Source organism: Cognataquiflexum rubidum (genome assembly GCF_022538115.1).
GTDB classification, from domain to species: domain Bacteria; phylum Bacteroidota; class Bacteroidia; order Cytophagales; family Cyclobacteriaceae; genus Cognataquiflexum; species Cognataquiflexum rubidum.
Window position 1 is genome coordinate 164,165 of record NZ_JAKZAL010000002.1, and the last position, 24,044, is coordinate 188,208.

Here is a 24,044-nt window from a genome sequence, read left to right on the forward strand (position 1 = left end):
GACAACAATGACAACAATGACATCCACTAGAACAATTATAACCGAAACATGAACAAAAAACCCCAAACAAAAACCAAATCAGGTTTATGTTTGGGGTATAATGATTGATTTTCAAATTAAGGTTTGATTCACACACAATATCAATCAATATCCAATATCAATCAATATCTATTCACTCCGAATTCAACCTAAGTTGAAGTTTTATTTCGCCAAAGAATTAATCCAAGCAGCAATCTTCAAAGCTTCATCCCTTGGAACCTGTGGCATTGCGGCCATCGGTGTGGCATAATCCGGCCAATTCTCAGGTTTTGGATTGTAGATCAAGTCCACGATTTTCTCATTGGAATATTTCCTTTTGGCGATTTCTGCATAGGCAGGACCGACTTGTCGCTTGGTAGCGTTATGACAAGCAGTACAGGTGTTCTTGGCGAGCAGTGCATTGATAACTTCGAGTGAAGGGACTTCATTGGCGGCAGCCACGGGTTGTACAGCAACTGCAACCGGGGCTTTCTTCGGAGAAGTAGCGGCTTTTTTCGCTGCTTCGGCTTCCTGTTTTGCTTTTTCGGCTACGGAGTTGTACTGAATGAGTTCATCCACGGTCAACTTTGCCCCTTCGGGAATATTGTTCAGTGTATAATACGCCGTACCATGTACCAAAGAATGGGATTCGAAACTGTCCCTGAGGCCATCCAAGGATATTTTATGGATGTGGTACCTCCTCAAGCCATCGACTACGATCCTTACTTTCATGCGGTCAGCCGATACCTTAACTCCTGAGATAACATTTTCCTGAATATTCACAGGAGGACTGCCGTAGACCGGATGGTATTTGTAGGTAAAGCTCTGAACGGCATAGGAAGCCAAGTCCTCTGCAGAATTGATATTGATTGGCTTGGTGAATTCTATCTCAAATCCATCAGGCATGGCTTTGACGGTTCTCATTTCAAAAGGGATTTCATTGTTCCAAACCATACGCTGCAAGCCTTCATTGGCTTCGCCTGCCGAACCCCAACCCCTGTTGGTCTCGCCTACAAAAAGCGACTTGTCCGCACCGAAGGCTATCCGCATCACACCGGATTGGAATCCTCCTCTAAAGTCAATGGATGCACCTTGGTACTGTCCGTTGACTTTCTCCAGCATGACCCGCATGATCTTGCTCTGACCCTGATCCCCTACAAGGACCTGACCTTCGAATGGCCCCAAATGTCCTTTTGGAATCTGCAAAGGCTCAGAATTCGAGATGCCGTGGATGCCATGAGGCAACCAAACTGCCGGAAGCTTGATGGATGGGATTTTTTCTTTGGCCTCAAAAAGTGTGATAAATTCCTCATCGACTATATTTTCGGGCTTGATATAGCGGCCGTAAGTGTTTTTGATTTTCCTTGGATCGACTACTGCGTCAAATTGTTCAGAGGTCAGCTTGAAGGGAGGACCGGCCATTCCTGTCCAGGCCAAGCCTGCAGGGTGTCCGGTGAAATCTCCCTTTTCCAAATGCCACAATCCACCCGAAGCCATGTAATCTCCTTGATTGTCGGTGTAAAACAGTTCTCCGTCTATGATGCCGAGTCCGGCAGGGGAGCGCATGCCGGTGGCCCAAGGCTCCATTTTGCCGTCAGGGGTGATTTTCATCACCCAACCTCTGTACGGCACGCGGCTTTCGCCTCTCCACCATTCTTCATTTCCAAAGGCCACATTGCCAGAAACAAAGTAATTCCCATCCTTGCTGACTTTGGGTCCAAAGCTATATTCATGGTAATGGCCGGAAATGTCCCATGCATAGATCGTCTCGTATTTGTCTGCGTAGCCGTCCTTGTCTGTGTCGGTGACTTTGGTGAGTTCACCCCTTTGGGCACAGATCCATGAACCGTCCTGATAGGTCAATCCGAGGATTTCGTGGAGTCCTGAAGCAAATTTTCGGAAGAAAGGTCTTGGGCTTGTGGGATTTTCTACGATGAAAATATCCCCCCGCCTAGTCGCCACCCCAAGGTTGCCATTTGGCATCAAAGCCAATCCGCCTACTTCAAGGAGCGTTCCTTCCGGACTGCTTACCTTCATGATTTTGTAATAATCCTCCTCTAATGGAGACTCCTGTGCCATGGCCGGACGGGAAAACAATCCCAAAAGTCCAAGTGCCAAGACGGTAATATATGTTGAATAAAAGGTCTTCATATTCTAATTGTCAATAAGTTAAAACAAGATGGCGTATTGGATTTGTGAATTGAGGGATACCAAGAGCTGCTGTTTGTCTCCACTGCTTTGGATTACCGGCTTGTTGGCCGATTTGGGGTCTACCTGAATGTAGAAACCCTTGTCTGCTACCCAATACAATCCGTCTTTGATCAGCTTGATGGCGGCACCTTCGGCGATGGCATATTGCTTATTGGCGGTGCCTCCTGTGGCGGAAAGTGTTCTGTCGAGGCCTTTGCCATCTACTCTGCTGATGATAAAGTCTTTGAATGCGATTCCTTGCAAATCATAGCTGAATTCTACGCCTCCATTTTTGGTCTGATATCCTTGGGAATCAAAGTTCTGCTTGTTTGACTGGAATTCTATTCCCTGAAGGTTCTTTTCAGGATTGCCGAGGAAAACCACCGCACCGAGGGGAACAGAGGCGCCATTCCCTCGGTCATTCCACATCGGCGTGGCATCTAGGAATCCACCTCTCCAGACCTGAAATAGGTTGCCTTTGCTCAGGTCATAGGAATAATGCACCTGCTGAGGACTTGATACCGACAGGGCATGGGTGATTCTTTTGCCGTCAGGCAAATCCATAAAACTTCGCAACATCGGTACATCCTGTTGGTCGACGAGGATCGGGTCAGTGGCCCATATCTGTCTCGTCGGACTTTTTGACAATGGCATCTCGCGCAGACCTGGTCCGGAGACATACAGGTCAAGTCCTGTGTCGGACCAATCTTTGGTTTTGGAAACAAGGATTTCAACAGGAACTGTTCCTTTGGTGAGGGTGACAGTTGCCCTTTGGTACTCTTCACCCATCTCAGTAACTTTCTTTCCGTCTATTTTTAGCTGTCCAGTGCCTGAAGAAACAAGCATGTGGATGTTGTATTCGCCGTTTTCCGGGATACTTAAATTTCCCATGTATCGGGTCAGGTTTTGTCCGGCTGGTGTTGAAATCGGGTCTTGGATATTGGCAATGATGCCTAGAGTGGCCGCGTCCAATTTGGAAAACTCAGGTTCTTGGTTGAAGAATCCTTTGTAAGTCATGTACTTCAGGTCTGTGAGTGTCGGTACCGCTGTATCAAATCTCGTGATCATGATATTGCGGAAAGCCACCGCACCATGGTCGCCCTGGATTCGGAGCGGTCCTTTGGCGATATCGTTTGGCATCAATGAGCCTCTGGTAGGTCCACTCATTTCAAGATTTTCGTGAATCAATACACCGTTAAGCTCGATGTAAAGGAACTTTGCATTTTCGATTTTCTCTCCCTGCGCATTGAACCTTGGAGCCTGGAAGGAAACTCGCAGCTGCTGCCATACTCCCGGTGCTCGGGAGACATTCTGCCTTGGAGCGTAACCTTCATATCCTTTTTGCCCATCGGGTTTGGTGTCATCCCAACGCTCGTAGACGCCACCCATGTCTCCTGGCTTGACGGTGGTTTTGGTCCAGCTGTCAAGGACCTGGATTTCGTATTGGCCCATGAGGTAGACGCCTGAGTTGGAATGGGAAGCCACCATCACTTCAAGCTCTAGGTCGATGTCGCCAAATTCTTCGACAGAGACAAGATCTTGTCCGTTGTTCTTTTTGGTGGGGAGGTTGACGATGATGCCATCGCCTTTAGTGGCTTTGAGGAAGTTGGCCTGGTCCGGATCTCCCGAGACCTCAGATGCCATCTGCCAGGTGCCGCTGTTGGGTTTGAAAGCTGAGAGGTCTTTTAGCATTACAGTCTGCTGGGCAAAAAGGGCAGTATTGCCAAAAAATCCAGTCAGGAATATACAGCCTAGGAGGACTGCATATTTTTTGAAATCAATATTGGTCATTTTTTCAAAGTAATGGTTTGGAATGGAAGTAGTTTGAAAGAGTAAATATGTCCCAAATGGGGTGTTTTTCCAAATGAATGTTTAATTACCGCAATGGACGCGGAGGTTTCGCAAAGGGTCGCAAAGGTTCTTTAACTTTACCACAGAGCTCCCGGAAAGCACAGAGAAAAAAGGTTAAATTTTCTCCCGCAGATATCGCAGATTTAAGCAGACGACATCTAAGCCGATTTTTATGTTTCTGCTATCCTGCTTCTCCAGAAGCTGGATTTGATTTCACTTTTACCGCAATGATAGCCAAGGTTTCGCAATGGTCGCCAAGGGTCTTTAACTTTACCACTGAGCACACAGAGGGCACAGAGAAAAAAGGTAAATTTTCTCCCGCAGATATCGCAGATTTACCCAGACGACACCTAAGCCGATGTTTATGTTTCCACAATAGTGATATTTGGATTGTTTGAGATAAAAGCCACATAGTGGCGAAATATTGGTAGCCATGGGAAAGGTGCTAAAACAATCTTAATACATACAGGAATTCCATTGCACCGCAGCCCATGGTGAATATGAATGCCGTTGGTTTTATTTCGGTCATGAATCTTCTAAGCAGAAGAATCTTCATTACCGAAATGGTAGGAGGTATTTTGATTTACCACTGAGCACACAGAGGGCACAGAGAAAAGTAGGTTTAACTTTCTCCCGCAGATATCGCAGATTGACGCAGAAGGTCTACAAACAAGCAGCCACATAGTGGCGAAATATTGGTAGCCATGGGAAAGGTGCTAAAACAATCTTAATACATACAGGAATTCCAATGCACCGCAGCCCATGGTGAATTTGAATGCCGTTGGTTTTGTTTCGGTCATGAATCTTCTAAGCAGAAGAATCTTCATTACCGAAATGGTAGGGGGTATTTTGATTTACCACTGAGGACACAGAGGGCACAAAGAAAAGTAGGTTTAATTTTCTCCCGCAGATATCGCAGATTGACGCAGAAGGTCTACAAACAAGCAGCCACATAGTGGCGAAATATAGAAGCCATGGGAAAGGTGCTAAAACAATCTTAATACATACAGGAATTCCAATGCACCGCAGCCCAAGGTGAATATGAATGCCGTTGGTTTTATTTCGGTCATGAATCTTCTAAGCAGAAGAATCTTCAATACCGAAATGGTAGGGGTAATTTTTCTTTTACCGCAAGGGATACGAAGGTTTCGCAAAGAGTAATTTATTTTCCCGCAGACTGCGCAGAAAACGCAGATTGTTTTTTTCCTTATCAATCCTTAAATCCTTTTTCCCTGCGGCTTTACGTGAGATAATTTTTCTTTTGAGCAAAGGGAACCTGCCTGAAGGGAAAAAAATCAATAGAACTTAAGGTAATCTATCCACAAATTGAAAGTACCTTCTTGCTTATCAGCCAAAATAAACCCAATCCGCTGAATTTCTTTTAAGACCTCCGGGTCAATTCCCTTTTGGATGGTGGCACCCATTCTGCTGACTTCAAAATCCCGAAGCGGAATGGTGACGGTTTCCCAATCTTTGCCTTTGGCGGCAAACTTTACCCTGAATTTGGGGAGGTAAAATGGAGTTTCTTTTTCAATCAATACTTCAAACTTCCTTTGGGTATCTGATTTGAAACGGATTTCACAATGCCTGTAAGACGAAAGGTCGTAGCTACCCAATGGACTGCGAAGGGAAACGAATCCGCCATTGTTTTTCAGGGAAACATTTCCTGCAAAAAGCAACGCATCCGCATCCAGACTCGCTTTGGATTGGGAAAGCCCACCCATGACACCGTCGTTGACTATGGTCCAACTTCCAAAATTTTTACCAACTCCAAAATCAAACAGCAAGGGATCTTTCATCAAAAGGGGATTTATATAAAACAAAAGGAACAAAAATAACATTGGCTGCCACATACCATGAGAAGAGAATTGAGCAGGTTAATGTTTGAAATTTGAGTGGAAATTTTAGTAAATGGATAGCGTGGTAATATTTCATTTACCGCAATGGACGCAAAGGTTTCGCAATGGACGCCAAGGGGTTAGTTAGTTTACCACAGAGCTCACTGAGGGCGCAGAGAAAAGATTCATCATCCTTCAATATATTTCCTTTTCCTCTGCGGCTCCGCGTGAGATAAATTTTTTACCGCAATGGACGCAAAGGATTTTGAACGTTCCTGTTTTTGGAGGAAACTCTAATTCACTATTTCCGATTTCTCAGCCAAAAACCTGAATCGTCTTGTTTGTCTATATCCCCGAGTTGATTTCCTTACTCGGGGCTACCCATATTTGACCACTACGTGGTCGGTCGCCGTCGCCAATGTTTGTGTCTCCACAAACATTATTTATACTGAATTATTCATTCACCTCTTTTTTTCCTTTTTCTCTGCGGCTCTGCGTGAGACCATTTTTATTTTACCGCAATGGACTCAAAGGTATTGCAAGAGGATTTCAGTATTTTTACATGTAAACCTTTTTCCTTATGAAATACTTTTCAATCCTCTTTTGTCTATCCGGATTGCTTGCTGATGTATTGTTTTTTCAAGATAAAGTGGACATCTCTTCTATTTCCAAGATTATGGATGAAAAAGAAATTCCAGGGCTTTCTTATTCTTGGTTGGAGGAAGGGAAATTGAAAGAAAGTTTTGCTATCGGGAGAGCTAACAACAAAAACCAACCAGTGGACCAGGAGACGGTGTTTTCTGCGGCTTCGCTCAGCAAACCTATCTTTGCCTACCTTGTCCTGCAGATGGTAGCTGAAGGGATTTTGGATCTGGATATGCCTTTATATACTTATTTTGATTATCCGGATATTGCGCATGACCCAAGGCACAAACTTGTAACATCCAAAATGGTACTCAGCCATACAAGCGGATTGCCAAATTGGAGAAAAGGGAAATTGCAATTTCAATATGAGCCTGGAGAGCGGTTTCGATATTCAGGAGAGGGATTTGTTTGGCTACAAAAGGTGGTTGAACACTTGAAGGGAAATAATCTCGAAGAACTGGCTAAAGAATATGTATTTGAACCTTTGGGTATGGAGAGAAGCAGTTTTGTTTTCTTAGAGGAATTTGATGCTAACCATAGTCTTTCCTTCAAGAAAAACGGAAAGCAAATGGGGAAAAGTAAAGTAAAAAATCCCAATGCAGCGGCTTCCCTGCAGACAACCGCGTATGACTATGCCTTGTTTCTAGAAGCCTTATTGGAGGGTAAAAAGATGAGCCCGGGTTTCCAGCAATTGATGTTTACTCCCCAAGTTCAAGTCAATCTGAAGGAAGGCAAAGGGCAGCAAGTCTATTGGGGTATGGGTGTGGGAATACAAGAGACAACTGAAGGAAGACAGATTTTTCAATGGGGAGATAATTTCACATTTCGGGGTTTTTTTACTGCCAATATAGAAACCGGAAATGCAGTGGTTTACTTCACCAACAGTCAGAATGGTCTCAGTCCTGTCCGGGAATTGGTCAAGTTAGGTATGCCCGATCCACAGCCTGCGTGTGATTGGTTAAATTATGATTGAGGGGATTAATTTACCCCGTAGCGTACTGAGGGCGCAGAGAAAAGATCCATCATCCATCAGTATTTTTCCTTTTCCTCTGCGGCTCTGCGTGAGATTATTTTTCATTTACCGCAATGGACCCAAAGTTTTCGCGAAGAGTCCCAAAGTCAAATAAATTAATTTACCACTGAGCGCACTGAGGGCGCAGAGAAAAGATCCATCATCCATCAATATTTTTCCTTTTCCTCTGCGGCTCCGCGTGAGATAAATTTTCTTAAACTGCAAAGGAAACGAAGGGATGGCAAGGAGTCACAAAGGGAGATTTCCTTTTCCGGCTTTAATCTTCTTATTTGGAAAACTTACCCCAATCCGACATCTTTACGTTCCGTCGAATTCAGATTTCAACCTTCCTCCTTCATCCTTTAAAAAATGACCAACAACGATATCCTCCGCAGCCTGCGCTATACTTTTGATTTTGGTGATGACAAGATGATCGCGCTTTTTGGGTTGGGGGGCAAGACGGTCACAAGGTCTGAGGTGAGTGATTGGCTGAAGCGGGAAGAAGATCTGGAGTATAAGGGAATTTATGACAAGGACCTGGCTTACTTCCTCAATGGCCTGATTATCGACCGCCGCGGCAAGCGGGAAGGGGATGTACCTGTGGCGGAGAAGACCCTGACCAATAACATGATCTTCCAAAAACTCAAAATCGCCCTTAACATGAAGGATGATGAGATCCTGGAAATCTTGGCCAAAGTGAATATCAATATCAGCAAACATGAACTGAGTGCCTTTTTCCGCAAACCAACCCAAGACCAATACCGCCCCTGCAAGGATCAGATTTTAAGGAATTTTTTGAGGGGGATTCAGATGAAGTATAGGCCGGATTGATTGGGTTATTGGGTTAAAGGTTAATTGGTTATTTGTTTAGGGACTGTTTTAAAGTTTTTAATTTTGATTACGGATATTGATTGATATTGGTAATTAAGGGATATTGATCCAAAAAAACCGTTTATTCCACTCTTTAAGGTATTGGGAATCAATTGATATTCCGGTTAATGATTGAATTGCCTGATACATCGGTCATCTTGCATCGGTCATTCTGCCTGATTCATCCGCTCTCTTTACTTTCTTGTAAAGGGTACAAACCTCACGGGGCCAAGGTTGGTGGTTTTGATTTGGTCTTTGGATTTTTCGAGCAATAGTAGGTCCTGCACTTTTCCTTCCGGTCCGACGGGAATGACCATTTTGCCACCCTCTTTGAGTTGGTCGATCAGCGGTTGGGGCACTTTCTCTGCCGCCGCAGTGACGATGATCGCATCAAAGGGACTGTTTTCCTTCCAACCCTGATAACCGTCTCCGATCCGGAAATTGATATTGGTGTAGCCTAAGTTGTCTAAATCCTTTTTTGCACGTTTCCCGAGGTTTTCGACGATCTCAATGGTATAGACTTCCTCTACCATTTCGGCCAAAACTGCTGCCTGATACCCGGAACCCGTCCCAATCTCCAAGACTTTCATGTATTTTTTTGGAGCGATCAGGTCCGTCATGTAAGCGACAATGTATGGCTGAGAAATGGTCTGTCCCTCACCGATGGGAAGCGGGCGGTCTTCATAGGCATATACCCTTTGGTCTTCGGGAACCAATAGATGCCGGGGTACTTTTCTCATGGCCCTAAGAATTTCCTGGTCGGTTATCCCCCTGGCTTCGATCTGGTTTTTGACCATCTGTTCTCTCATAGCTTTGTAGGGGTCTGTTTGCGGGAGCAGAAAGAATAAGAGAAAGATCAGGTATTTCATGGCAATGATATCGGTAATTTGTTTCTTTTAGAGAGGTGGATTTTCCTGCTTTTTAAATTCAGTCCATTCATTAATCCATTCTTCGGATGCAAGGTCATGGTCATAAATGTAATTGACGATGCTGTCCAGGTCCTTTTGATCAATGGGCAGCGGCGGCATCAGCCCAAAGTTTCGGATGGCTCCGGGCATTTTGGATTTGTCCTGACTGGGACGCTGCACATAGGCAATAATGGGTTCGACAAACTCCTCCCTTCCCATCCCTTCCCTAAAGTAATGTTCCCTTACCCTGAACATCGGCGGACCTGTTCGTCCGGACGGACCTCCACCCATTCCGGGATGGTGACAGGCAAAGCAATACCTGTCCATCAATACCATGCCATCTAAGTTTTGTTCACTCTTTTGAAGTTGTATAGGGACTTCGTTCTTTTTATTCTGTTGCAGGTACAAAAGGATCCCGATCCACAACAAGGCGGGCAGCAAAGAGAGAATGATAAGTCTCTTGGTCATAGTGTCTATCATTTACATGGAAAATAGATGTCGAAGTAAGATCTGTTATTTGATCAGCTTTAGTCCTTCCAAGGCGGATTCGTCACCGGGATTGTTCAGCAATACTTTTTGGAACAGCACCTTTGCTTCCCTTGATTTCTGCAAGCTGAATTTGTTCCAGGCCAAGAGCAGCAGTCCGTCATAGTCGAAGGGATAGAGATTGACGACTTTCTCGAGATGGGGATCAGCCTTGGAAAATTCCCCGCGGTTATAGTAGATCAATCCTACGCGGTAATTGACGAGGCTGTTTTGGGGATCAGTCTGTAGGATTTGGCGGTAGATATCCAAGATTTCATCCCATTTTCCCTGCACAGAGAGTGGGAGGACCAAGCCAAGCTTGGGTTCGATGGCGTAAGGTTTCAGGGCCACTGCCTTGTTGTAATATCCTGTGGCCTGGTCAAGCTTGGAAGCTTGGTAGTGCAGCCAACCCAACCTGAGGTTGAGTTCATAGGAATCCGCCTGATAAACTGCCATCAATTGGTCAATGGCAGCCTTGAAGTTTTGGGATTTTTCGAGGGAGTAGCTCTCGCGAAATGCCTCGGTGACCTTGTCCTGTGCCTGCGCAGTGAATGCGGTGATCAGGCCGATCAGAAATGCCAAAACCAGGATTTCGGTGGTAATGATCCAATTGGTTTTGGGTCTTGGTTGTTTTGCTAGAATCTCCATGATAAGATGCCGGTTAGGGATTGAATGTTGTATTCCTTTAAGTTGAGGGGTTCGGCTTCGGACCCGCCTGTGTTGAATTCACTTTGGTTGGTGAAGAGGGTATAATCCAGGGTAATGCTCCATCGGGGATTTGGGAGGATAATGGCCCTCGCACCGATTCTTTGCTTGATTTTGTCCAGCCTGTTGAAGACGACTATGCCGTCATTGAGCAGGAAATTTTCCATTTCACCAAAACTGCCATAGGCTTCAAGCCATAAGTGGTTGTTGAACTTGGTGCCGATCTGCTGTTCAAAGACAAGTCGGTTGGTTGTCGGCTGCCTGTCGGTTTGCTGTCTTTGGTGGGACAAAACGGAAACCGTGTAGAGGTTCAGGTTTCCCTTGGGATAGAGGATGAGTTTGAGGTCCTTTTGGTCCTGCCGTGCATTGGCGAGGGTGCCGTAAAAATAGGATGCTCCAAGTGTAACATAAGACCATCTCTTGTACAGCGAGCCAAAGTATACCATGTCGGTGTCGGTTTGGTTTATTTCCCTGGTAATCACATTGGGACCTTGACCCACCTGACTTTGGACCGGCAGGGAGTAGTTGATATTGATGAAATGAAGTCCACCCATCAGGCTGAGGCCTTTTGCCAAAAGGATATTGGCAGCGGCGTAGTATTGAAACAGACTGGATTGATAATCCCTGTCGAGCAGGATTTCCCTTGCTGATTGGCTGTAGAGAAGGTGGCTGACCTGCAATGCCGAAAAGCCATGATACAGAGTCAGCCTTGGGCTGAATCCATGCTGCAGACCTGCGAATAAATAGTGGTGCCGGTTTGGGATAAACTGACTTCCTTCCAAATCTGGGCTGAGAGAAGCGGTAAATCCATCAGTCACATTTTGGTCGGTAAGGCCTGTATAGTTGTAGGCGAGATCGGGTTTTTCGATGAATTTGACAGTACCGATTTTTATCTTTTGTTTCATAGCAGGAGAAAAATCTGCTGCAACGACTTTTGCTTCAGCGGACCTTCCCCCAAAGAGGTAAGCATAGAAAAGGTATTCCTGAAGGTACTCTTCACTGCTGTTCATTTTGATTGCTTTTTCAAAATGTGTCGAAGCCAAGTGGTAATTGCCGGTTTCATAATAAGCAATCCCCATCCTCACCCGCAAGTAGTAATAGTCGATGCCGTCCTGAAGCGCTTCATTGCCTTCCTTGATCAGCGTTTGCCATTCCTTTTTTTGGAAAAGGGAATAGGTATCAGCATCCACTTGGGAGAGGCTTTTTTGCTGTTGGGCCTGAGCCAAAGAAGTGCAGACCAAAAGCAAAATGATTCCGGGCATTAACTGTCGTAAATACATTTTGCCAGAATTTGGTTTTTGTTGTTTTTAAATTTGAATGTCTTGAGTCCTCCGCCATCCAATACAAATTCGAACTCCGAAACAGCCAAGGTTTTTCCCCATGATTTTTTGAGGATCTGGCCTTTGAGAGAAAGTGGTTTGGTGGAAAAGCCTTTGTTTTTTTCGGGATAGATCAGGGTAAATTCCCCTTTGAGGTATTGGTAAAAAGGGGCGATAAAATCCTGAAGGAAGATGGTGTTGATATGGAAAACCATATGGACCGGAAAGCGGTCCTTTAGTTTGAGTCCGTCTGTAAAGCCGAAACTTACCTTGAAGGCGGAGAGATAGAAGGCATAGAGGAGGGATTTCCTATCTCCCTCAAAGTGTGTGAAGTGAAGCATCGCCTCATCTAATTTGAAGTAGGCTTTGGATCCTGTCTGTTGGCATTCGAGGTATTTGTTGAGGCTATAGTCCCTTTTGACTTCCCATTCATGCCGCTTTCCATCCACGGTTTCAAAGTGGAGTTTGTTGCCTACGACAAAAGAAAAAGCTTTCTTCAGGTCATTTTCAGGCATAAGCGAACTGACTACAGCATCCATCGGTGGATTGGCGGCGGACATCAGTTTTTCTTCGCTGCTGACCCTCATCCAAACATCGGTAATCCGGTAGTCGATCGTCTTTGACCCGATATAGGGGGTCGTCTGGATCTGAAAGTGGAGGTGGGGATAGGGTGAATTTCCGGAGTTGCCGCACTTCCCGATAACTTCTCCTTTTTTGACCTTGTCCCCGGGTTTGTGTTGGATGGAACCCTGTTTGAGGTGGCTCAGTTTGCTGTATAGGAAGTCCGCGTGCTTGATGATGATGGTGTTTCCCCAGTTTTTCTCCAGGTTATTTTCCCCAATGGAATTGTCGGGAATGTCGTTGACCACAGCTTCCACGGTCCCATCGGCAGGAGCGAGGATGTTTTTGTCAAAGCAGTAATAGTCTGTAGGGAAATCCCCTTCGTCTTTGAAAGTCTTGTTTTGTTCGTCCTTGATTTCAAAATCCCATGCATATCGCCAGGCATCTTTGTGGGTATAGGCGCCGTTGTGTCCTTGGGTGACTGTCCATTCGCCAAAGAAGGGAAGGTAAATGGGCACAGGGCTGTCTTCCCCAAACCTTTTATGAAAATTGCTGAAGCTGTAAAGGTTTTTTTCGGGGGAGTTTTGCTGCCAAAAGATCGTGCTGAGACCGATCCTGTTGTCCACCCGGAACTTCAGCGCATAGAGGAAAGTCAAAGTTGCGAGGTTGAAAGGAAAAGAGTGGATCGGGAGGTAGATCAAGTTGAAAACCTGCTGCAGGGCAATGCCCAAGATCGTGACCACGGGGATGATGGCAATGAGGCCAAGGTAAGAACTGCGGCTGGGGATGATGAAATATCCCCCGAGGGCAATGGCGGTAAGGATGTAATTGAATCCGATATAGCTGAATGAAACTTCGGAGAAAGGAATTCCCAAAAGCAGGTAAAAGACATAGGCGATGTAAAATCCCCAAAGTGAAAGTGTAAATGCGATCCGGGAATAGATCAGGGTTCCCAAGGCTGCCAAGACTCCCGCAAAGACATTGCTCTGGAAAAATATGGCTCCCAGGGAAAGGAAATAGGCTTTGAGGGAAAGCGGCATGGGGAGTTGGTTCCACCATTCGTACATATTGACGAGTGATCTCCCGCCTAAGAGATAGAGGTCATTCAAGACATAAACTCCTCTTTCACTCAGTCCCAATTCCCCAAACTCCCGCGTGGCGAGCCTGACCATCCAAAAAACAAGGATAAAAGGGATACTGAGGTAGGGGAGGCCATATTTGCCCAAAACCCCTTCCATCGTCACAGCAATAAAGACAGTCAAAATCCCTGCTATCAATACTAGAACAAAGAGTAAGACTCCGGGCTCAAAGTAAATTCCAAGTCCCACTCCGACAAGGAGGGCATTGAATCCATAATATCCCTGACGGATGTTTGGCTCGTACAGTCCGATAAAATAGGCAGTCAACAAAGCCGCCAAGACCGCTGTCAACCCAAAAAAACCGACATAAACATCCACGAAAGTGATGAATAGCAGGATGATCCCAAACCATTTGTTGTTGGAGAAAAATACCTGCGCATAACTGTTGAATACGGACTGACCTAACCATTCAAACTTTTTCATGGAAGCTGATTTGGCTTTTTAAGGAAACTTTTAGAGTTTGAATTGCTTCAGGTGCTCGGGCATCACTTCCTGAGAATTGATGGTCTCGAGCACTTCTCTTTTTCGGATCAGGTGGGGATTCCCTTTGCTGTCGAGCATGACCACATTTGGCCGGAGGGTGATGAATTGCATCCATTGGGTATTGTTGTATGCTCCCACCCTTTTGATCACATATTGGTCACCTTTTTTTAGAAGGGGAAACATCACATTGCCACGGATGACATCGATGTTCATACATAATGGACCGTACAGGGTCGTGTCTTCAGTTTGGTCGGATACCGGCTGCACTGGCCTGACATCATGCTCATACCAAAAAGCGGTAAAGAGCAGGTTTACCCCTGCATCCAGGATGGTGGCCCTTCTTCCGTCCGCCAGTCTCTTGTTGGCGATGACAGTACCGACAAGGTAGCCTGCATCATCGATCATGGCCCTGCCCGTTTCGAGGATCAGCATCGGAAGATGGTCGGGCTTGATGTCGGAGCTCATGAGGACGGAGGTGATGGCCTCAGCAAAGTCATCAAAAGAAGGTGCCGTATCTGTTCCGGGATAGTAAGCGCCCCGGAGTGTGTTTTTGGAAGCAAAGCCCCCGCCCATGTCGATGTATTTGAGAACATGGCCATGCTTCCGCTCCAGTTTGATGGCAAGGTCTGCCAATTTGCCTGCGGCAATCCTGTAAGCGTCGACACTCATCATGTAGGTACCGATGTGGGTATGCAGTCCCATCAGGTCAAGGTTTTTGTTGGCCATGATCCTGTTGAGTGCATCCCAAGCCTCGCCGTTTTCATAATTGAATCCAAACCTATCCCATTTGGGATAGATGCCCGTGTCCATGTTGACACGGATGGCGACTTTGGGCCGCTCGGTCATTTCCTTGCTGAGGTGGATGATTTCATACAGCTCATCAAAGTGGTCTAAATGGATCAGGGAATTGTTACGGATGGCTTTTTGGAGGTCTTCGGTACTTTTGTCCGGACCATTGAAGAGGATAAGTTCACCCGGAACACCGTTGGCGATTGCTTTGTCATATTCAAATCCAGAGACCACCTCCGCCCATGCGCCTTCCTGATGGAAGACATTGCAGACGGCATTGAGGTAATTGGTTTTGTAAGACCAGGCAAACTGCACATTGGGGTATCGGCTGCTGAAGGCACGGTGGGCTTCCTTGTAGGTTTTGCGGATTGTGGATTCAGAGAGGACAAATAGCGGAGAACCAAACTCCCCGATCAGGTCTTTGATCGGTGTGCCATCGATGTGGCTGAGAGGTTCCAAGCGGTGCGACATGCCGTATTTGCTTGGCAAACCGGCATTGATCCGCTGTATAATCGGTCTTTCAAAAGCTAGCTTTGTCATGGGTTTTTAAGTCTTATTGATTCAGAGTTCTCCTTTGGTGGACAACTTTTCAAATTCATTTAATTCAACAATCAGGTCAAATGAGTAGCGGATAAACATTTTGCCGATATCGTATTTGGTAAAAGGGGTGACAGGAATGTCCATGGCCAATTTGACCAAAGCCTCAGGGAGATTTTGGCCCGCTGCCACGGCGAGGTAAACCCAAGCCGGAAGTCTCGGGTTGATTTCTATCATGTAGAGTTCGTTCTTGGTGGTACGGATAAGCTCGAGTTCCATGCCGCCACGCCACTTGGTTTGGGAGATGATTTTGTAGGTGAGGTCCATCATGGTTGGGTCTTCCAAAGTGATTCCTCCCCAAGCTTTTCCTTTGTCGGTGATATAGGTTTTCCGCATGGGAACGGCGCCAATGGTATTGCCCTTGCCATCCCCCAAGGCGATCACGTTCACTTCCGTACCCCGGACGAATTCCTGGATGACGATGGGAAGACCCCATTTGGCAGCAATTTTATTGAAATACAACGCCACCTGATCCATGTCATAGGCGATGTAGGCATCATAAAATTTTCCTTTGACTACGACGGGGAACTCAAACTTGTCCTGCATGTTCCTAAAGTCCTCGACACTTGTGATCGGGGCGCTGTAGGGAACATTGACGCCATACTTTTTGCCGTATTCCGGAAGATTGGATTTGTGTCTTTCTTCGAATTGCTGCAGGGTTGGGAGAAAAGTGCGTATGCCCATTTCCCGCAGGATTTTTTCAGATTTCATAAAAGTGAATAGCTCCGAATCAAAATTGGGGATCAGGACATCGATTTTTTCTACTTGATGGATGTAGCGAATCCTTTCCAAAAATGGCTCTACTCCATCAGAAGGATAAGGGACTTTGTAGGATTTGTCCACCAAGTCGTGCATATAGGGACCTGGCTCGAGGTTGTCGTAAACCAAGCCGATGATTCTCGCATCGATTTCCTTCGAATCTCTCAAGCCTCTCACAACAGGAATCCCGGGACCCGGGCTGTCGATGTTGTTGAGTCCGGAGAGGGCGATGGTCAACTTAATCTTTTCCATCGGGTTCGGTGAGGTGAAGCTGGGCCAAAGTGGCTATAAAGTCGTAATAGTACCTTTCAAAACTGCCGCTGTCCACCTCATACTTCTCGGTGACAGCCTCCAAAATTGCGCTAAAGTCTTTTCCCAATTTGATCATTTGGACAATTTCCAAACCGCTGGGATTCAGTGAATAGGAGTCTCCCGAACCAGGATCAAAAACAAATCCGGAATCACTGATGGCGATGTTTTTCTTGATTTTTACCATGGTATTTTTGCAATAAGTTTGCTTTAACCCAACTATTAAAGCTACAAAAACCATCTCCGGCATTTTATGACTTTTATCACCCAATAGATTATATCTATTATAAAAATTTCATCATTGAGCTCACTGAGGGCGCAGAGAATAGTAGGTTTCATTTTCTCCGGCGGATATTGCAGATTGACGCAGAAGGCCCCTCCGCCCATATTCGTGCCTCCTCAAACATCATTTTTCTCACCGCCAATGTTTGTGTCTCCACAAACATCTTCCTGATTTATTTCTCTGCGTCTCCGCGTGAGGTATTTTTTCTTTTACCGCAATGGAAACGAAGGTATCGCAATGGGTCGCAATGGGGATTAACTGATTTTAGCGCAGAGCGCACTGAGGGCGCAGAGAAAAGATCCCAAAGGCAAACCGATTCCGTTAACCTGATTCTCCAGAAGCTGGATATAATGATTTTACCACAAGGCTTACAGGGAGCGCAGAGAATAGTAGGTTTCCTTTTCTCCGGCGGATATCGCAGATTGACGCAGAAGGCCCCTCCTCCCATATTCGTGCCTCCTCAAACATTTTAACTGCCCATGTTTGTGTCTTCACAAACATTCTTATCCTCTGCATGAGATAATTTTCCTTTTACCGCAATGGACGCTATGATTTCGCAATGGGTCGCAATGGAGATTAAAATTTCACCACTGAGCTCACAGAGGGCGCAGAGAAATATTAATTCAGAATTATGAATTCAGCATTAATAATTGGTCAGACTCAATTGGCAGATGTTTACCATTAAAACAAGTCTAGGCTGTAGGGACGGCTTTCCTTGTCTGTACCAAACTTTACGGAAGCCGTAAATTTCATGTGTCAAGACAGCGCCGGGACTTTTTCTTTTTTTCTTTGAATTCGGACTTTGATGGACTCAAAGAAATGATAAACCACAGGGACGGGGTATACCGTCAAAATCAGCGTTTAAAAAATGCTCATTTTTCTTTCTTTTATAATCCGGATTTTAGGGGTTTGTATTGAAAAAAAAGGTTTTTTTTGTTTGAAAATTATTTGCCGGAAAAGCCGAAAATTCCTAAATTAGAACAGTCCACCCCGAGAATCTGAATTGGGTTTGCTTAATTACTCCGCTCAAAAAAACTAAAAAATTGTAATGAAAGGATTTGAGGATAAGGTTGGCAATTTGTTATATTTTTGCTTCCACATTGAAAAATCTTAAGATGGGACGAAAGGTTACCAAAGGGAAAAAAACAAAAGAATCTATACTGGATGAGGCAATAAAAATCTTTAATGAAGAAGGTATTTTTTTAACCCTAAGTGCGATATCAAAGAAAATAGGAATCACCTCAGGCGGAATCACCAACCACTTTCCTACCAAAGAACATTTGTTTGTTGGCCTATCCGAACAGTATGAGAATGAATTGAATGAATTGACTTCCAGATTTCAATTTGGTCCTGAATTGGATTTCAGCAAATTGACGTCTTTTTTTTCGGAGGTGATGGATATTCAATACAAACATCGTTCAGTAATCCTGTTTTTCTCAGTGATGCATCAGTCCCAAACAATCATGATGGGACAGGTGCTGAAAACTTGGCTCAATCGTCAAACCAGGTTGGAAAACTTGGCAAATACATTGGTGAGCATTGGTTTGTTGGAAAAAAACATTCTTGAACCCAAAGAATTTGCAGTTTTTCGGTTTCAGTATGTCAACCTGTTTACCACCTGGATGGTATCCTATTCTTTATATGATTCCAGAAAAAGTTTTCAATCCATGAAACCGATCTATTTGGAAGGGATTTTCCGTGTTTTTGAAAAACACCTGACTGAAAAAGGCATGGCGCAAATGTCAGCGGTTAGCTTAGCCTAGAAAATTTCAGAGTTTCAGCTCATTTTTTTTGAGGACGTCTAAAATTCCCTCGCCGTAGTTTCGGATGATGCCTGTCATTTTAAAATTGGAGACAGTGAGAGGGGTTATCTTGGAAAGAGGAACTACCATGAGTTCACCGGTAGTGAAAGTGGGGGCTTCAGGTACCATTAGGGTGGCCCATTCCGCATTTTTTTCGACCAAAAAGCATACTTTCAGCAGACCATCCTCCTTCAACAAACAAGGTTTTAATATTTTGTCTTCCGCATCTGATGGGGTGGTTACTAAGGCCTGATAAAATTTATACCCCGGAATGTAGAAGAGCAGCTTATTTTCGAATTCGGTCAAATACTTTTTGAGGATTCGGAGACGAAGTGCCAACCCAACCAAGAAAATAAAAGCAATCAAAATGATCACACCGAATACTTCTGCAAAATCTGTTACGCCAAGCCAAGTTCCTAATTTATCAATTACCGGAAGCAAAGGGCTGAATATCAGCTCAGCAATTTTCCATATTATAAAACCAACAAAAAAGAATGGCAGAATAAAGGATATACCTACCCAGAAGGTTTTGATAATTTCTTGCGTTTTGTTTTTTAGCATGACCTTTTCTGCTTTACCATTGGAATTTAATAGTTCAACTTGAAATTATTGACAATCAAAGTACTGTTGACGCCTCCCTCAAAGTTGGCTCCGGCGGCACTTGAGGCCAGGACAAAACTGATGTGTGTGATTTCATCTGTGGCATTGCCAATAGTGCCATTGGTAGGAAACCAAAATTCCGGAGAACCTTGGGGTAAATTGCCGTAGATAATGGGAATGGTGATTTCCTTGGGGTTATCCACCTTGTCTCCGGATCTAAACCAAGCAGTCCCGATCCTTTTTATTGTTTCTCCGCTCCTGTTTTCCAAAAGAAGATAGATGTCTGCCTGGTCTTTTTTATCCAAAACCTGACCTTGGCCATTTTTATATACCAAACCCGGAACATACGTGTAGGTGATGCTGAAGCTTTTTGGCCTTGCAGAAAACGGTGTTCCAAACTTTGCCGAACTAAGGGGGTTTGATATATTCAACTGAAATTTTCCTGTAAACATGGACCCCGCCGCAATTCCCTGTTTTACCAATTGGGCAAGCGGTCCCAAGTCCCTTGTGATCAGCTTGGCTCCAAAGTCACCCGGTGCGATTTCGGTTTTCTCCACATTGGCCTGACCCAAAGTGACCACTCCTGCATTGCCTGAAGCCCAAATGGTATTTTCATCTTTACCCGGTTCCTGGTAATTTTTTCCTGCAGGGGTATGCCAATCGTCAAAGCCTGAGTTTTCAAGTTGGGGAGTAGCCGTTTCTTTGGTGACGATCACCCGATACTTGGCCACGCTGCCATCCTCAGCAGTCACTTCGTAAAATGTTGGTTTGGTAAAATCGACCAAATCACCTTTTCCTGGATTGACGTTGGCATAAGAACTTACCCTGATGGAGTCTGCAAAAAGATTGGCTGTATTGACTTGGGAACCTACAGTCACCCTGATCAAAAGGCTGTCAGATACTATCTGAGTGTTTCCAACCTGGCCCGCCACAGAAAAGTGCAAGATCTGGTTCAGGGAGGATTTGCCAAAGTGATGCTCATCCAGACAGGCATTGCAAATTAATATCATCAATATGGCGATGAATAGTCCGTAGAAAGATTCTAATTGTTTCATATGTAAATAGAAAATCCGAGTGCTAGTTCCAATAGATTTATTTTCAAACTCAGGTCATTGTTAACCACCTTGGAGTCAGGTAGGTTGGTAGCCGTGCCCCGCGAGACTGAATTACTTATTCCGAATGCGCCTACATTGACTTCAAAACCGAAGTTCTTGTGGACAAAAACCAACATGCCTGGTCTCATTTCCAATCCATAATAGATAGTATTGGAATGGGTTCTGGTAAGGACTTGGTTGGCAGTGACTTCTTTCAGTTGGCTTCCATACCCGATTTGGAGTTCGGTGGGGATGATGATATAAAACCTGTTGCTCGTGCCCAATGGGATGAAGTTTTTGATATAGGGTCGGAATGCCATCCTTCTTTCGGCAAGTTTGACATCTGAAATGACGCCGTCGCTAGCCTGTTGGGTGCTGATATCTTCGGTACTTCCGTAGAGCAAACCAAGGCCTATTCCCAAGTTGTCTTTGATCACATACCCTGGGTCAAGCCTGATTAAAAACGAGCTTCTTGACTCATTGAGGTAAGTGGCAAAAAGCTGCCGTTCGTTTTCCGCCTGTTTACTGGAAGCAGACAAACTTAAGCTGCTAAACCACATGCCTTTTTTAATGGGAATCCCTGTGGATTGGGTGCTATTGGTTTGGGTATATCCCTTCTGTAATCCACAAAAAATGAGGGTCACAACTAAAATTAAGGTTATAGAATTCTTCATTTTTTTAGGATTTCTTTGACTGTCAAATAATTCACTATTCCGGCCACAATCCCTGCAATCAATCCGGTACAGACAGTAGCCAATATTGGAGAAATCTCAATGGACCCCATCCATCTTTGCCACATCACCCCAAAAGTGACCGCTATACCAAATGCCATGAAAGTATGTTTCATGGATAGCCAGAATATTTTTGGAAAATAGGAGGGTTTGTTTGGGATTTTCGTGGTCAGATAGGCTACTCCGCTAAGGATAAATGCCAGGGAAACAGCCAAGGGGACAGCGCCTGACAGGAGGGTATGTTCCGTGGAGGAGATGAGGTTGTCGCTTACCAAAACTTTGTCCAGGTCTTTGACCGAAAACCAGTTGATGATTCCATTGATAACGGCGTTAAATCCTCCGGCTATGAAAGCTGATTTTTTCAATTCCGAAAGTGAAGTTGATGTAGTTGTCATACAGTGTGTTTTTTTTGATTTTAGAAAAACATGAATGTGGAGGCTTGGAATGTAAACCAATCATATACATTGGATTCAAAGCTGGATGAAATTGCTTTTCCGGGGTTTGCCCAAGAAAATAAGCCAAGAAACAGATAATTTCTTTTGAAGAAGTAGCGGTAAGTAGTGGTAAATTCCTGTCCGAAATTTTTATCCTGAAGAGTAGCAATAGGGGCGAGGGAACCCAAGTTACTTTTGGAATCGGCCATCAGGATAAAATAGTCAAAGCTCAGGTCCATGTTTTTGGCTAAGAAAGCTTTCATTTCGATCCTATGGGTCAAGAGATTCCCGTCCCCAAGTATTTTCTTAAAGTTGATCCCTTGGATCCAGTTGCCCAAACCGCCTCCCTGGAGGATATCAAAGCGTTCAAATCTTGTTGTCTCAGGATCGTCTCCCTGCATAAAAGCAAACCTATAGTACAGGGAAGGGCTTTTTTTCCAAGCCTGCTTCACTATTCCTCCTCCCAAATACCAGCCGTTTGCCACCATATCCGCATTGCGGTTCCTTTGGAAGGCGTATTCTGATTTGACAAAAATCCCCGTTCCTGCAATGTTATTGACCCAGACTTTCGGATTGATGGTTTGCAATCCCTCTAAAGAAATCCTCCCGTCCGGAGTGGCGTAGGTGGCCTTTGAAGAATTGATGGTGATGTAATGAAGTGCCAGGTCCAGATGCTTGTTGTCATTGTAGGATACACCCCCGCCAAGGTACCGGGTATCGCTCTGTCTATCTTTGAATAATTCCTGTGGCTCAACATAGTATGCCGAGAAATTGAATTTTTTCCAATGGACTTTTGCCCAAGCGGTCATTTGAAAAGCTGTCCTTGAATTCAGATACACACTTCCCCTCTCGCCGGCATTTGCCGACCCCGAAAATCTCGAGAATAAGAAGCCGTCATTGAGTTGAAAGAATTGCCTCCCGGCCGATAGGTCAATATGGAGTTGTTGGCTTTTGCCCAATTGAGGAAGAAGGACTCCTCCATAAAGCCTTTCTATTGTTCCTTTTCCGGCGATCCCTTCTGAATAGATGTCGCTGGAATTTCTTCCGGAAACCAAAAATGTCACTGCCCCATAGGGATATATTTTGCTTTTGCCCAATTGGGTGATACCTGCAATACCCGGCTCTAAAAATGTCTCCCCCCAAAATCTCGGTCCCCGACCTGCAGGATTGTTTGCTACGGTATTGCCTTGGGTAAATTCAGCACCTTTCGAAAAAAACGCATTTTGGTCATGGTAAAAACCAACTGCACCGTTGAGGATCAAGGTCAATTTAGTCCTTTCGGTCTCAATAAGGGTAGGAAAAGGAAGATCCTTTTTGGATTCTTTTTCCTTTTTCTCTCCCTCACTCCAAAAAGATGATCGGATCACCAATACTACAGGACCGGAAATTTCGGGAGTGTATACTTTGTAGCCGGCGGATTTGATTTCTTCTTGCTTCAAGAAAACAGAGATCGCCAAATCCACAGAAAATTGTCTAAAAACACTGCCTGGTTTGATATTGAAAGCATCGTAAAATGCCTGGATCTCAAGGGAATCTGCCAGGTATTCTTTCCCGTCTTTTTCCAAAAGAATCACAACAGCCCGGATAGGGCTTCCCTCCACGGTGTTAGGCACTACTTCAACCCCAAATATTTGGTCTATCTGTCCAAATGCCGGGATTCTTAACAAAGTAAAAAGCAAAAACAGAGTGAAACTTGTGTAAAGGTTTTTCATGTGGTTTTAGAAAAAAACGGTACGGATGGAGGGTTCAATCCGTACCATTTGTAGCAGTTATTAGTCTTTGTTGGTAGGCATTTTACTTTTATAAGATCCTCCGCCATCAATCCTCAGGTCAATTCCTGTAATCCATTGTGCAGCATCACTCATCAAAAACATCATTCCATAAGCAATCTCAATAGGAGCCCCACGGCGCTTCATTACAAACATATCTGAAAGTGCCTTTAGCATTTCCGGAGTGTATCCGGCTGCCAATGTGCTGTCTCCATTGTCCACCGAACCGATCAAAACGGTATTGAACCTTACTTTTGGACCCGAAACAACCGCCATACTGCGGACCATATTCATCAATCCAGCTTTTGCGGTGCTGTATTCAATGAATTCAGGAGAAGGGGATACGCCCACCATTGATCCTGAAAATACCACAGAGGCATTGGGTTCTTTTTCAAGGTAAGGCATGCACATCTTGGTGAGGTTATAGGAGCCTACGGTGTTGAGCAAATAGGACTTGACCATTTTTTCAGAATTCGATTCCCAAATAGGGGTATTGGCTCCCCAACCGACGTTGTTGATCAAACCTGAAATCTTTCCGAATTTGTCTATGGTTGTTTTGACCAGGTTTTCAAGGTCTGCTTCGTTTGTAGCATCTGTTTTGATTCCCAAGGTCTTTTTACCGGATTTCTTTTCGATTTCCGCCGCTACTTTTATGGCGCCTTCTCCATTGAGATCTGAGATGACGACATTGGCACCCAAGGAAGCAAAAAGATGGCCTGCGGTGCTTCCGATAGCTCCTGCAGCGCCTGTGATGATGATTACTTTTCCTTCAAAGGAAAAAAGTTTTTCTATGGCTGACATATTGGTTTATTT

At 44.8% G+C, this 24,044-nt stretch carries 20 protein-coding genes; 3 read left to right on the forward strand and 17 right to left on the reverse strand.

The genetic code is table 11. The annotated features are described in order from the left end of the window. Positions 1-201: 201 nt before the first annotated feature. The 3 genes from MMU05_RS03035 to MMU05_RS03045 form a co-directional block, all read right to left on the reverse strand. Entirely contained in the window at positions 202-2,169 is a 1,968-nt protein-coding gene (locus MMU05_RS03035; protein ID WP_241140190.1) for a c-type cytochrome, read from the reverse strand. 18 nt (positions 2,170-2,187) lie between these two features. Then, on the reverse strand, positions 2,188-3,999 hold the full coding sequence (locus tag MMU05_RS03040) for a 3-keto-disaccharide hydrolase (protein WP_241140191.1): 1,812 nt from the start codon (positions 3,997-3,999) through the stop codon (positions 2,188-2,190). A gap of 1,355 nt (positions 4,000-5,354) precedes the next feature. Further along, on the reverse strand, positions 5,355-5,858 hold the full coding sequence (locus MMU05_RS03045; RefSeq protein WP_241140192.1) for a CIA30 family protein: 504 nt from the start codon (positions 5,856-5,858) through the stop codon (positions 5,355-5,357). A gap of 619 nt (positions 5,859-6,477) precedes the next feature. Here MMU05_RS03045 and MMU05_RS03050 point away from each other — a divergent pair. Together MMU05_RS03050 and MMU05_RS03055 are read left to right on the forward strand one after the other, a co-directional pair. After that, entirely contained in the window at positions 6,478-7,515 is a 1,038-nt protein-coding gene (locus tag MMU05_RS03050; protein ID WP_241140193.1) for a serine hydrolase domain-containing protein, read from the forward strand. Between the two features lie 408 nt (positions 7,516-7,923). Continuing rightward, positions 7,924-8,385: a YehS family protein gene (locus MMU05_RS03055; protein ID WP_241140194.1), complete on the forward strand. Its 462-nt coding sequence runs from the start codon at positions 7,924-7,926 to the stop codon at positions 8,383-8,385. A 233-nt stretch (positions 8,386-8,618) separates the two neighbouring features. Here MMU05_RS03055 and MMU05_RS03060 read toward each other — a convergent pair whose 3' ends face one another. Genes MMU05_RS03060 through MMU05_RS03095 form a run of 8 tightly spaced genes read right to left on the reverse strand, consistent with a single transcriptional unit; the run spans position 8,619 to position 16,705 of the window. After that, positions 8,619-9,293 carry a protein-L-isoaspartate(D-aspartate) O-methyltransferase gene (locus MMU05_RS03060; RefSeq protein WP_241140195.1) on the reverse strand — a complete coding sequence of 225 codons (675 nt, stop codon included), beginning with the start codon at positions 9,291-9,293 and terminating at the stop codon, positions 8,619-8,621. 27 nt (positions 9,294-9,320) lie between these two features. Further along, positions 9,321-9,800: a hypothetical protein gene (locus MMU05_RS03065; protein WP_241140196.1), complete on the reverse strand. Its 480-nt coding sequence runs from the start codon at positions 9,798-9,800 to the stop codon at positions 9,321-9,323. 45 nt (positions 9,801-9,845) lie between these two features. After that, on the reverse strand, positions 9,846-10,505 hold the full coding sequence (locus tag MMU05_RS03070; RefSeq protein WP_241140197.1) for a tetratricopeptide repeat protein: 660 nt from the start codon (positions 10,503-10,505) through the stop codon (positions 9,846-9,848). Then, on the reverse strand, positions 10,493-11,842 hold the full coding sequence (locus MMU05_RS03075) for a tetratricopeptide repeat protein (RefSeq protein WP_241140198.1): 1,350 nt from the start codon (positions 11,840-11,842) through the stop codon (positions 10,493-10,495). Before MMU05_RS03075 ends, MMU05_RS03070 begins: the two co-directional genes overlap by 13 nt. After that, positions 11,824-14,004: an urea transporter gene (locus tag MMU05_RS03080; protein WP_241140199.1), complete on the reverse strand. Its 2,181-nt coding sequence runs from the start codon at positions 14,002-14,004 to the stop codon at positions 11,824-11,826. Before MMU05_RS03080 ends, MMU05_RS03075 begins: the two co-directional genes overlap by 19 nt. 30 nt (positions 14,005-14,034) lie before the next feature. Then, positions 14,035-15,393, reverse strand: a complete 1,359-nt coding sequence (locus MMU05_RS03085) for an alanine racemase (RefSeq protein WP_241140200.1) — start codon at positions 15,391-15,393, stop codon at positions 14,035-14,037. Positions 15,394-15,414: 21 nt separating this feature from the next. Further along, a complete protein-coding gene (locus MMU05_RS03090; RefSeq protein WP_241140201.1) occupies positions 15,415-16,461 on the reverse strand; it encodes an ATP-grasp domain-containing protein in 1,047 nt (348 codons plus the stop codon). After that, positions 16,448-16,705 (reverse strand): HPr-rel-A system PqqD family peptide chaperone, encoded by a 258-nt coding sequence (locus tag MMU05_RS03095; RefSeq protein ID WP_241140202.1) that lies wholly within the window; start codon positions 16,703-16,705, stop codon positions 16,448-16,450. The genes MMU05_RS03090 and MMU05_RS03095 overlap by 14 nt, the downstream gene beginning before the upstream one ends. A gap of 1,211 nt (positions 16,706-17,916) precedes the next feature. On the opposite strand from MMU05_RS03095, the gene MMU05_RS03100 reads away from it, so the two are divergent. Further along, positions 17,917-18,564 (forward strand): TetR/AcrR family transcriptional regulator, encoded by a 648-nt coding sequence (locus tag MMU05_RS03100; RefSeq protein ID WP_241140203.1) that lies wholly within the window; start codon positions 17,917-17,919, stop codon positions 18,562-18,564. A gap of 6 nt (positions 18,565-18,570) precedes the next feature. Here the strand turns inward: MMU05_RS03100 and MMU05_RS03105 are convergent, their stop codons facing one another. Genes MMU05_RS03105 through MMU05_RS03130 form a run of 6 tightly spaced genes read right to left on the reverse strand, consistent with a single transcriptional unit; the run spans position 18,571 to position 24,032 of the window. Continuing rightward, positions 18,571-19,164, reverse strand: a complete 594-nt coding sequence (locus tag MMU05_RS03105) for a DUF502 domain-containing protein (protein WP_241140204.1) — start codon at positions 19,162-19,164, stop codon at positions 18,571-18,573. 26 nt (positions 19,165-19,190) lie between these two features. Then, positions 19,191-20,258, reverse strand: coding sequence for a PCMD domain-containing protein (locus tag MMU05_RS03110; RefSeq protein WP_241140205.1), 1,068 nt, complete (start codon positions 20,256-20,258; stop codon positions 19,191-19,193). Then, positions 20,255-20,971, reverse strand: coding sequence for a hypothetical protein (locus MMU05_RS03115; protein ID WP_241140206.1), 717 nt, complete (start codon positions 20,969-20,971; stop codon positions 20,255-20,257). Before MMU05_RS03115 ends, MMU05_RS03110 begins: the two co-directional genes overlap by 4 nt. Then, positions 20,968-21,423, reverse strand: a complete 456-nt coding sequence (locus MMU05_RS03120; protein WP_241140207.1) for a hypothetical protein — start codon at positions 21,421-21,423, stop codon at positions 20,968-20,970. The genes MMU05_RS03115 and MMU05_RS03120 overlap by 4 nt, the downstream gene beginning before the upstream one ends. Positions 21,424-21,443: 20 nt before the next feature. After that, positions 21,444-23,174, reverse strand: coding sequence for a hypothetical protein (locus tag MMU05_RS03125; protein WP_241140208.1), 1,731 nt, complete (start codon positions 23,172-23,174; stop codon positions 21,444-21,446). 60 nt (positions 23,175-23,234) lie between these two features. Then, positions 23,235-24,032, reverse strand: coding sequence for an SDR family NAD(P)-dependent oxidoreductase (locus tag MMU05_RS03130; protein WP_241140209.1), 798 nt, complete (start codon positions 24,030-24,032; stop codon positions 23,235-23,237). Positions 24,033-24,044: the final 12 nt, after the last annotated feature.

What these genes read in the sequence shown, in the direction of transcription:
- MMU05_RS03035 (WP_241140190.1), bottom strand. Translation starts at nt 2,169, where the DNA reads ATGAAGACCTTTTATTCAACATATATTACCGTCTTGGCACTTGGACTT.
- MMU05_RS03040 (WP_241140191.1), bottom strand. Translation starts at nt 3,999, where the DNA reads ATGACCAATATTGATTTCAAAAAATATGCAGTCCTCCTAGGCTGTATA.
- MMU05_RS03045 (WP_241140192.1), bottom strand. Translation starts at nt 5,858, where the DNA reads ATGAAAGATCCCTTGCTGTTTGATTTTGGAGTTGGTAAAAATTTTGGA.
- MMU05_RS03050 (WP_241140193.1), top strand. Translation starts at nt 6,478, where the DNA reads ATGAAATACTTTTCAATCCTCTTTTGTCTATCCGGATTGCTTGCTGAT.
- MMU05_RS03055 (WP_241140194.1), top strand. Translation starts at nt 7,924, where the DNA reads ATGACCAACAACGATATCCTCCGCAGCCTGCGCTATACTTTTGATTTT.
- MMU05_RS03060 (WP_241140195.1), bottom strand. Translation starts at nt 9,293, where the DNA reads ATGAAATACCTGATCTTTCTCTTATTCTTTCTGCTCCCGCAAACAGAC.
- MMU05_RS03065 (WP_241140196.1), bottom strand. Translation starts at nt 9,800, where the DNA reads ATGACCAAGAGACTTATCATTCTCTCTTTGCTGCCCGCCTTGTTGTGG.
- MMU05_RS03070 (WP_241140197.1), bottom strand. Translation starts at nt 10,505, where the DNA reads ATGGAGATTCTAGCAAAACAACCAAGACCCAAAACCAATTGGATCATT.
- MMU05_RS03075 (WP_241140198.1), bottom strand. Translation starts at nt 11,842, where the DNA reads ATGTATTTACGACAGTTAATGCCCGGAATCATTTTGCTTTTGGTCTGC.
- MMU05_RS03080 (WP_241140199.1), bottom strand. Translation starts at nt 14,004, where the DNA reads ATGAAAAAGTTTGAATGGTTAGGTCAGTCCGTATTCAACAGTTATGCG.
- MMU05_RS03085 (WP_241140200.1), bottom strand. Translation starts at nt 15,393, where the DNA reads ATGACAAAGCTAGCTTTTGAAAGACCGATTATACAGCGGATCAATGCC.
- MMU05_RS03090 (WP_241140201.1), bottom strand. Translation starts at nt 16,461, where the DNA reads ATGGAAAAGATTAAGTTGACCATCGCCCTCTCCGGACTCAACAACATC.
- MMU05_RS03095 (WP_241140202.1), bottom strand. Translation starts at nt 16,705, where the DNA reads ATGGTAAAAATCAAGAAAAACATCGCCATCAGTGATTCCGGATTTGTT.
- MMU05_RS03100 (WP_241140203.1), top strand. Translation starts at nt 17,917, where the DNA reads ATGGGACGAAAGGTTACCAAAGGGAAAAAAACAAAAGAATCTATACTG.
- MMU05_RS03105 (WP_241140204.1), bottom strand. Translation starts at nt 19,164, where the DNA reads ATGCTAAAAAACAAAACGCAAGAAATTATCAAAACCTTCTGGGTAGGT.
- MMU05_RS03110 (WP_241140205.1), bottom strand. Translation starts at nt 20,258, where the DNA reads ATGAAACAATTAGAATCTTTCTACGGACTATTCATCGCCATATTGATG.
- MMU05_RS03115 (WP_241140206.1), bottom strand. Translation starts at nt 20,971, where the DNA reads ATGAAGAATTCTATAACCTTAATTTTAGTTGTGACCCTCATTTTTTGT.
- MMU05_RS03120 (WP_241140207.1), bottom strand. Translation starts at nt 21,423, where the DNA reads ATGACAACTACATCAACTTCACTTTCGGAATTGAAAAAATCAGCTTTC.
- MMU05_RS03125 (WP_241140208.1), bottom strand. Translation starts at nt 23,174, where the DNA reads ATGAAAAACCTTTACACAAGTTTCACTCTGTTTTTGCTTTTTACTTTG.
- MMU05_RS03130 (WP_241140209.1), bottom strand. Translation starts at nt 24,032, where the DNA reads ATGTCAGCCATAGAAAAACTTTTTTCCTTTGAAGGAAAAGTAATCATC.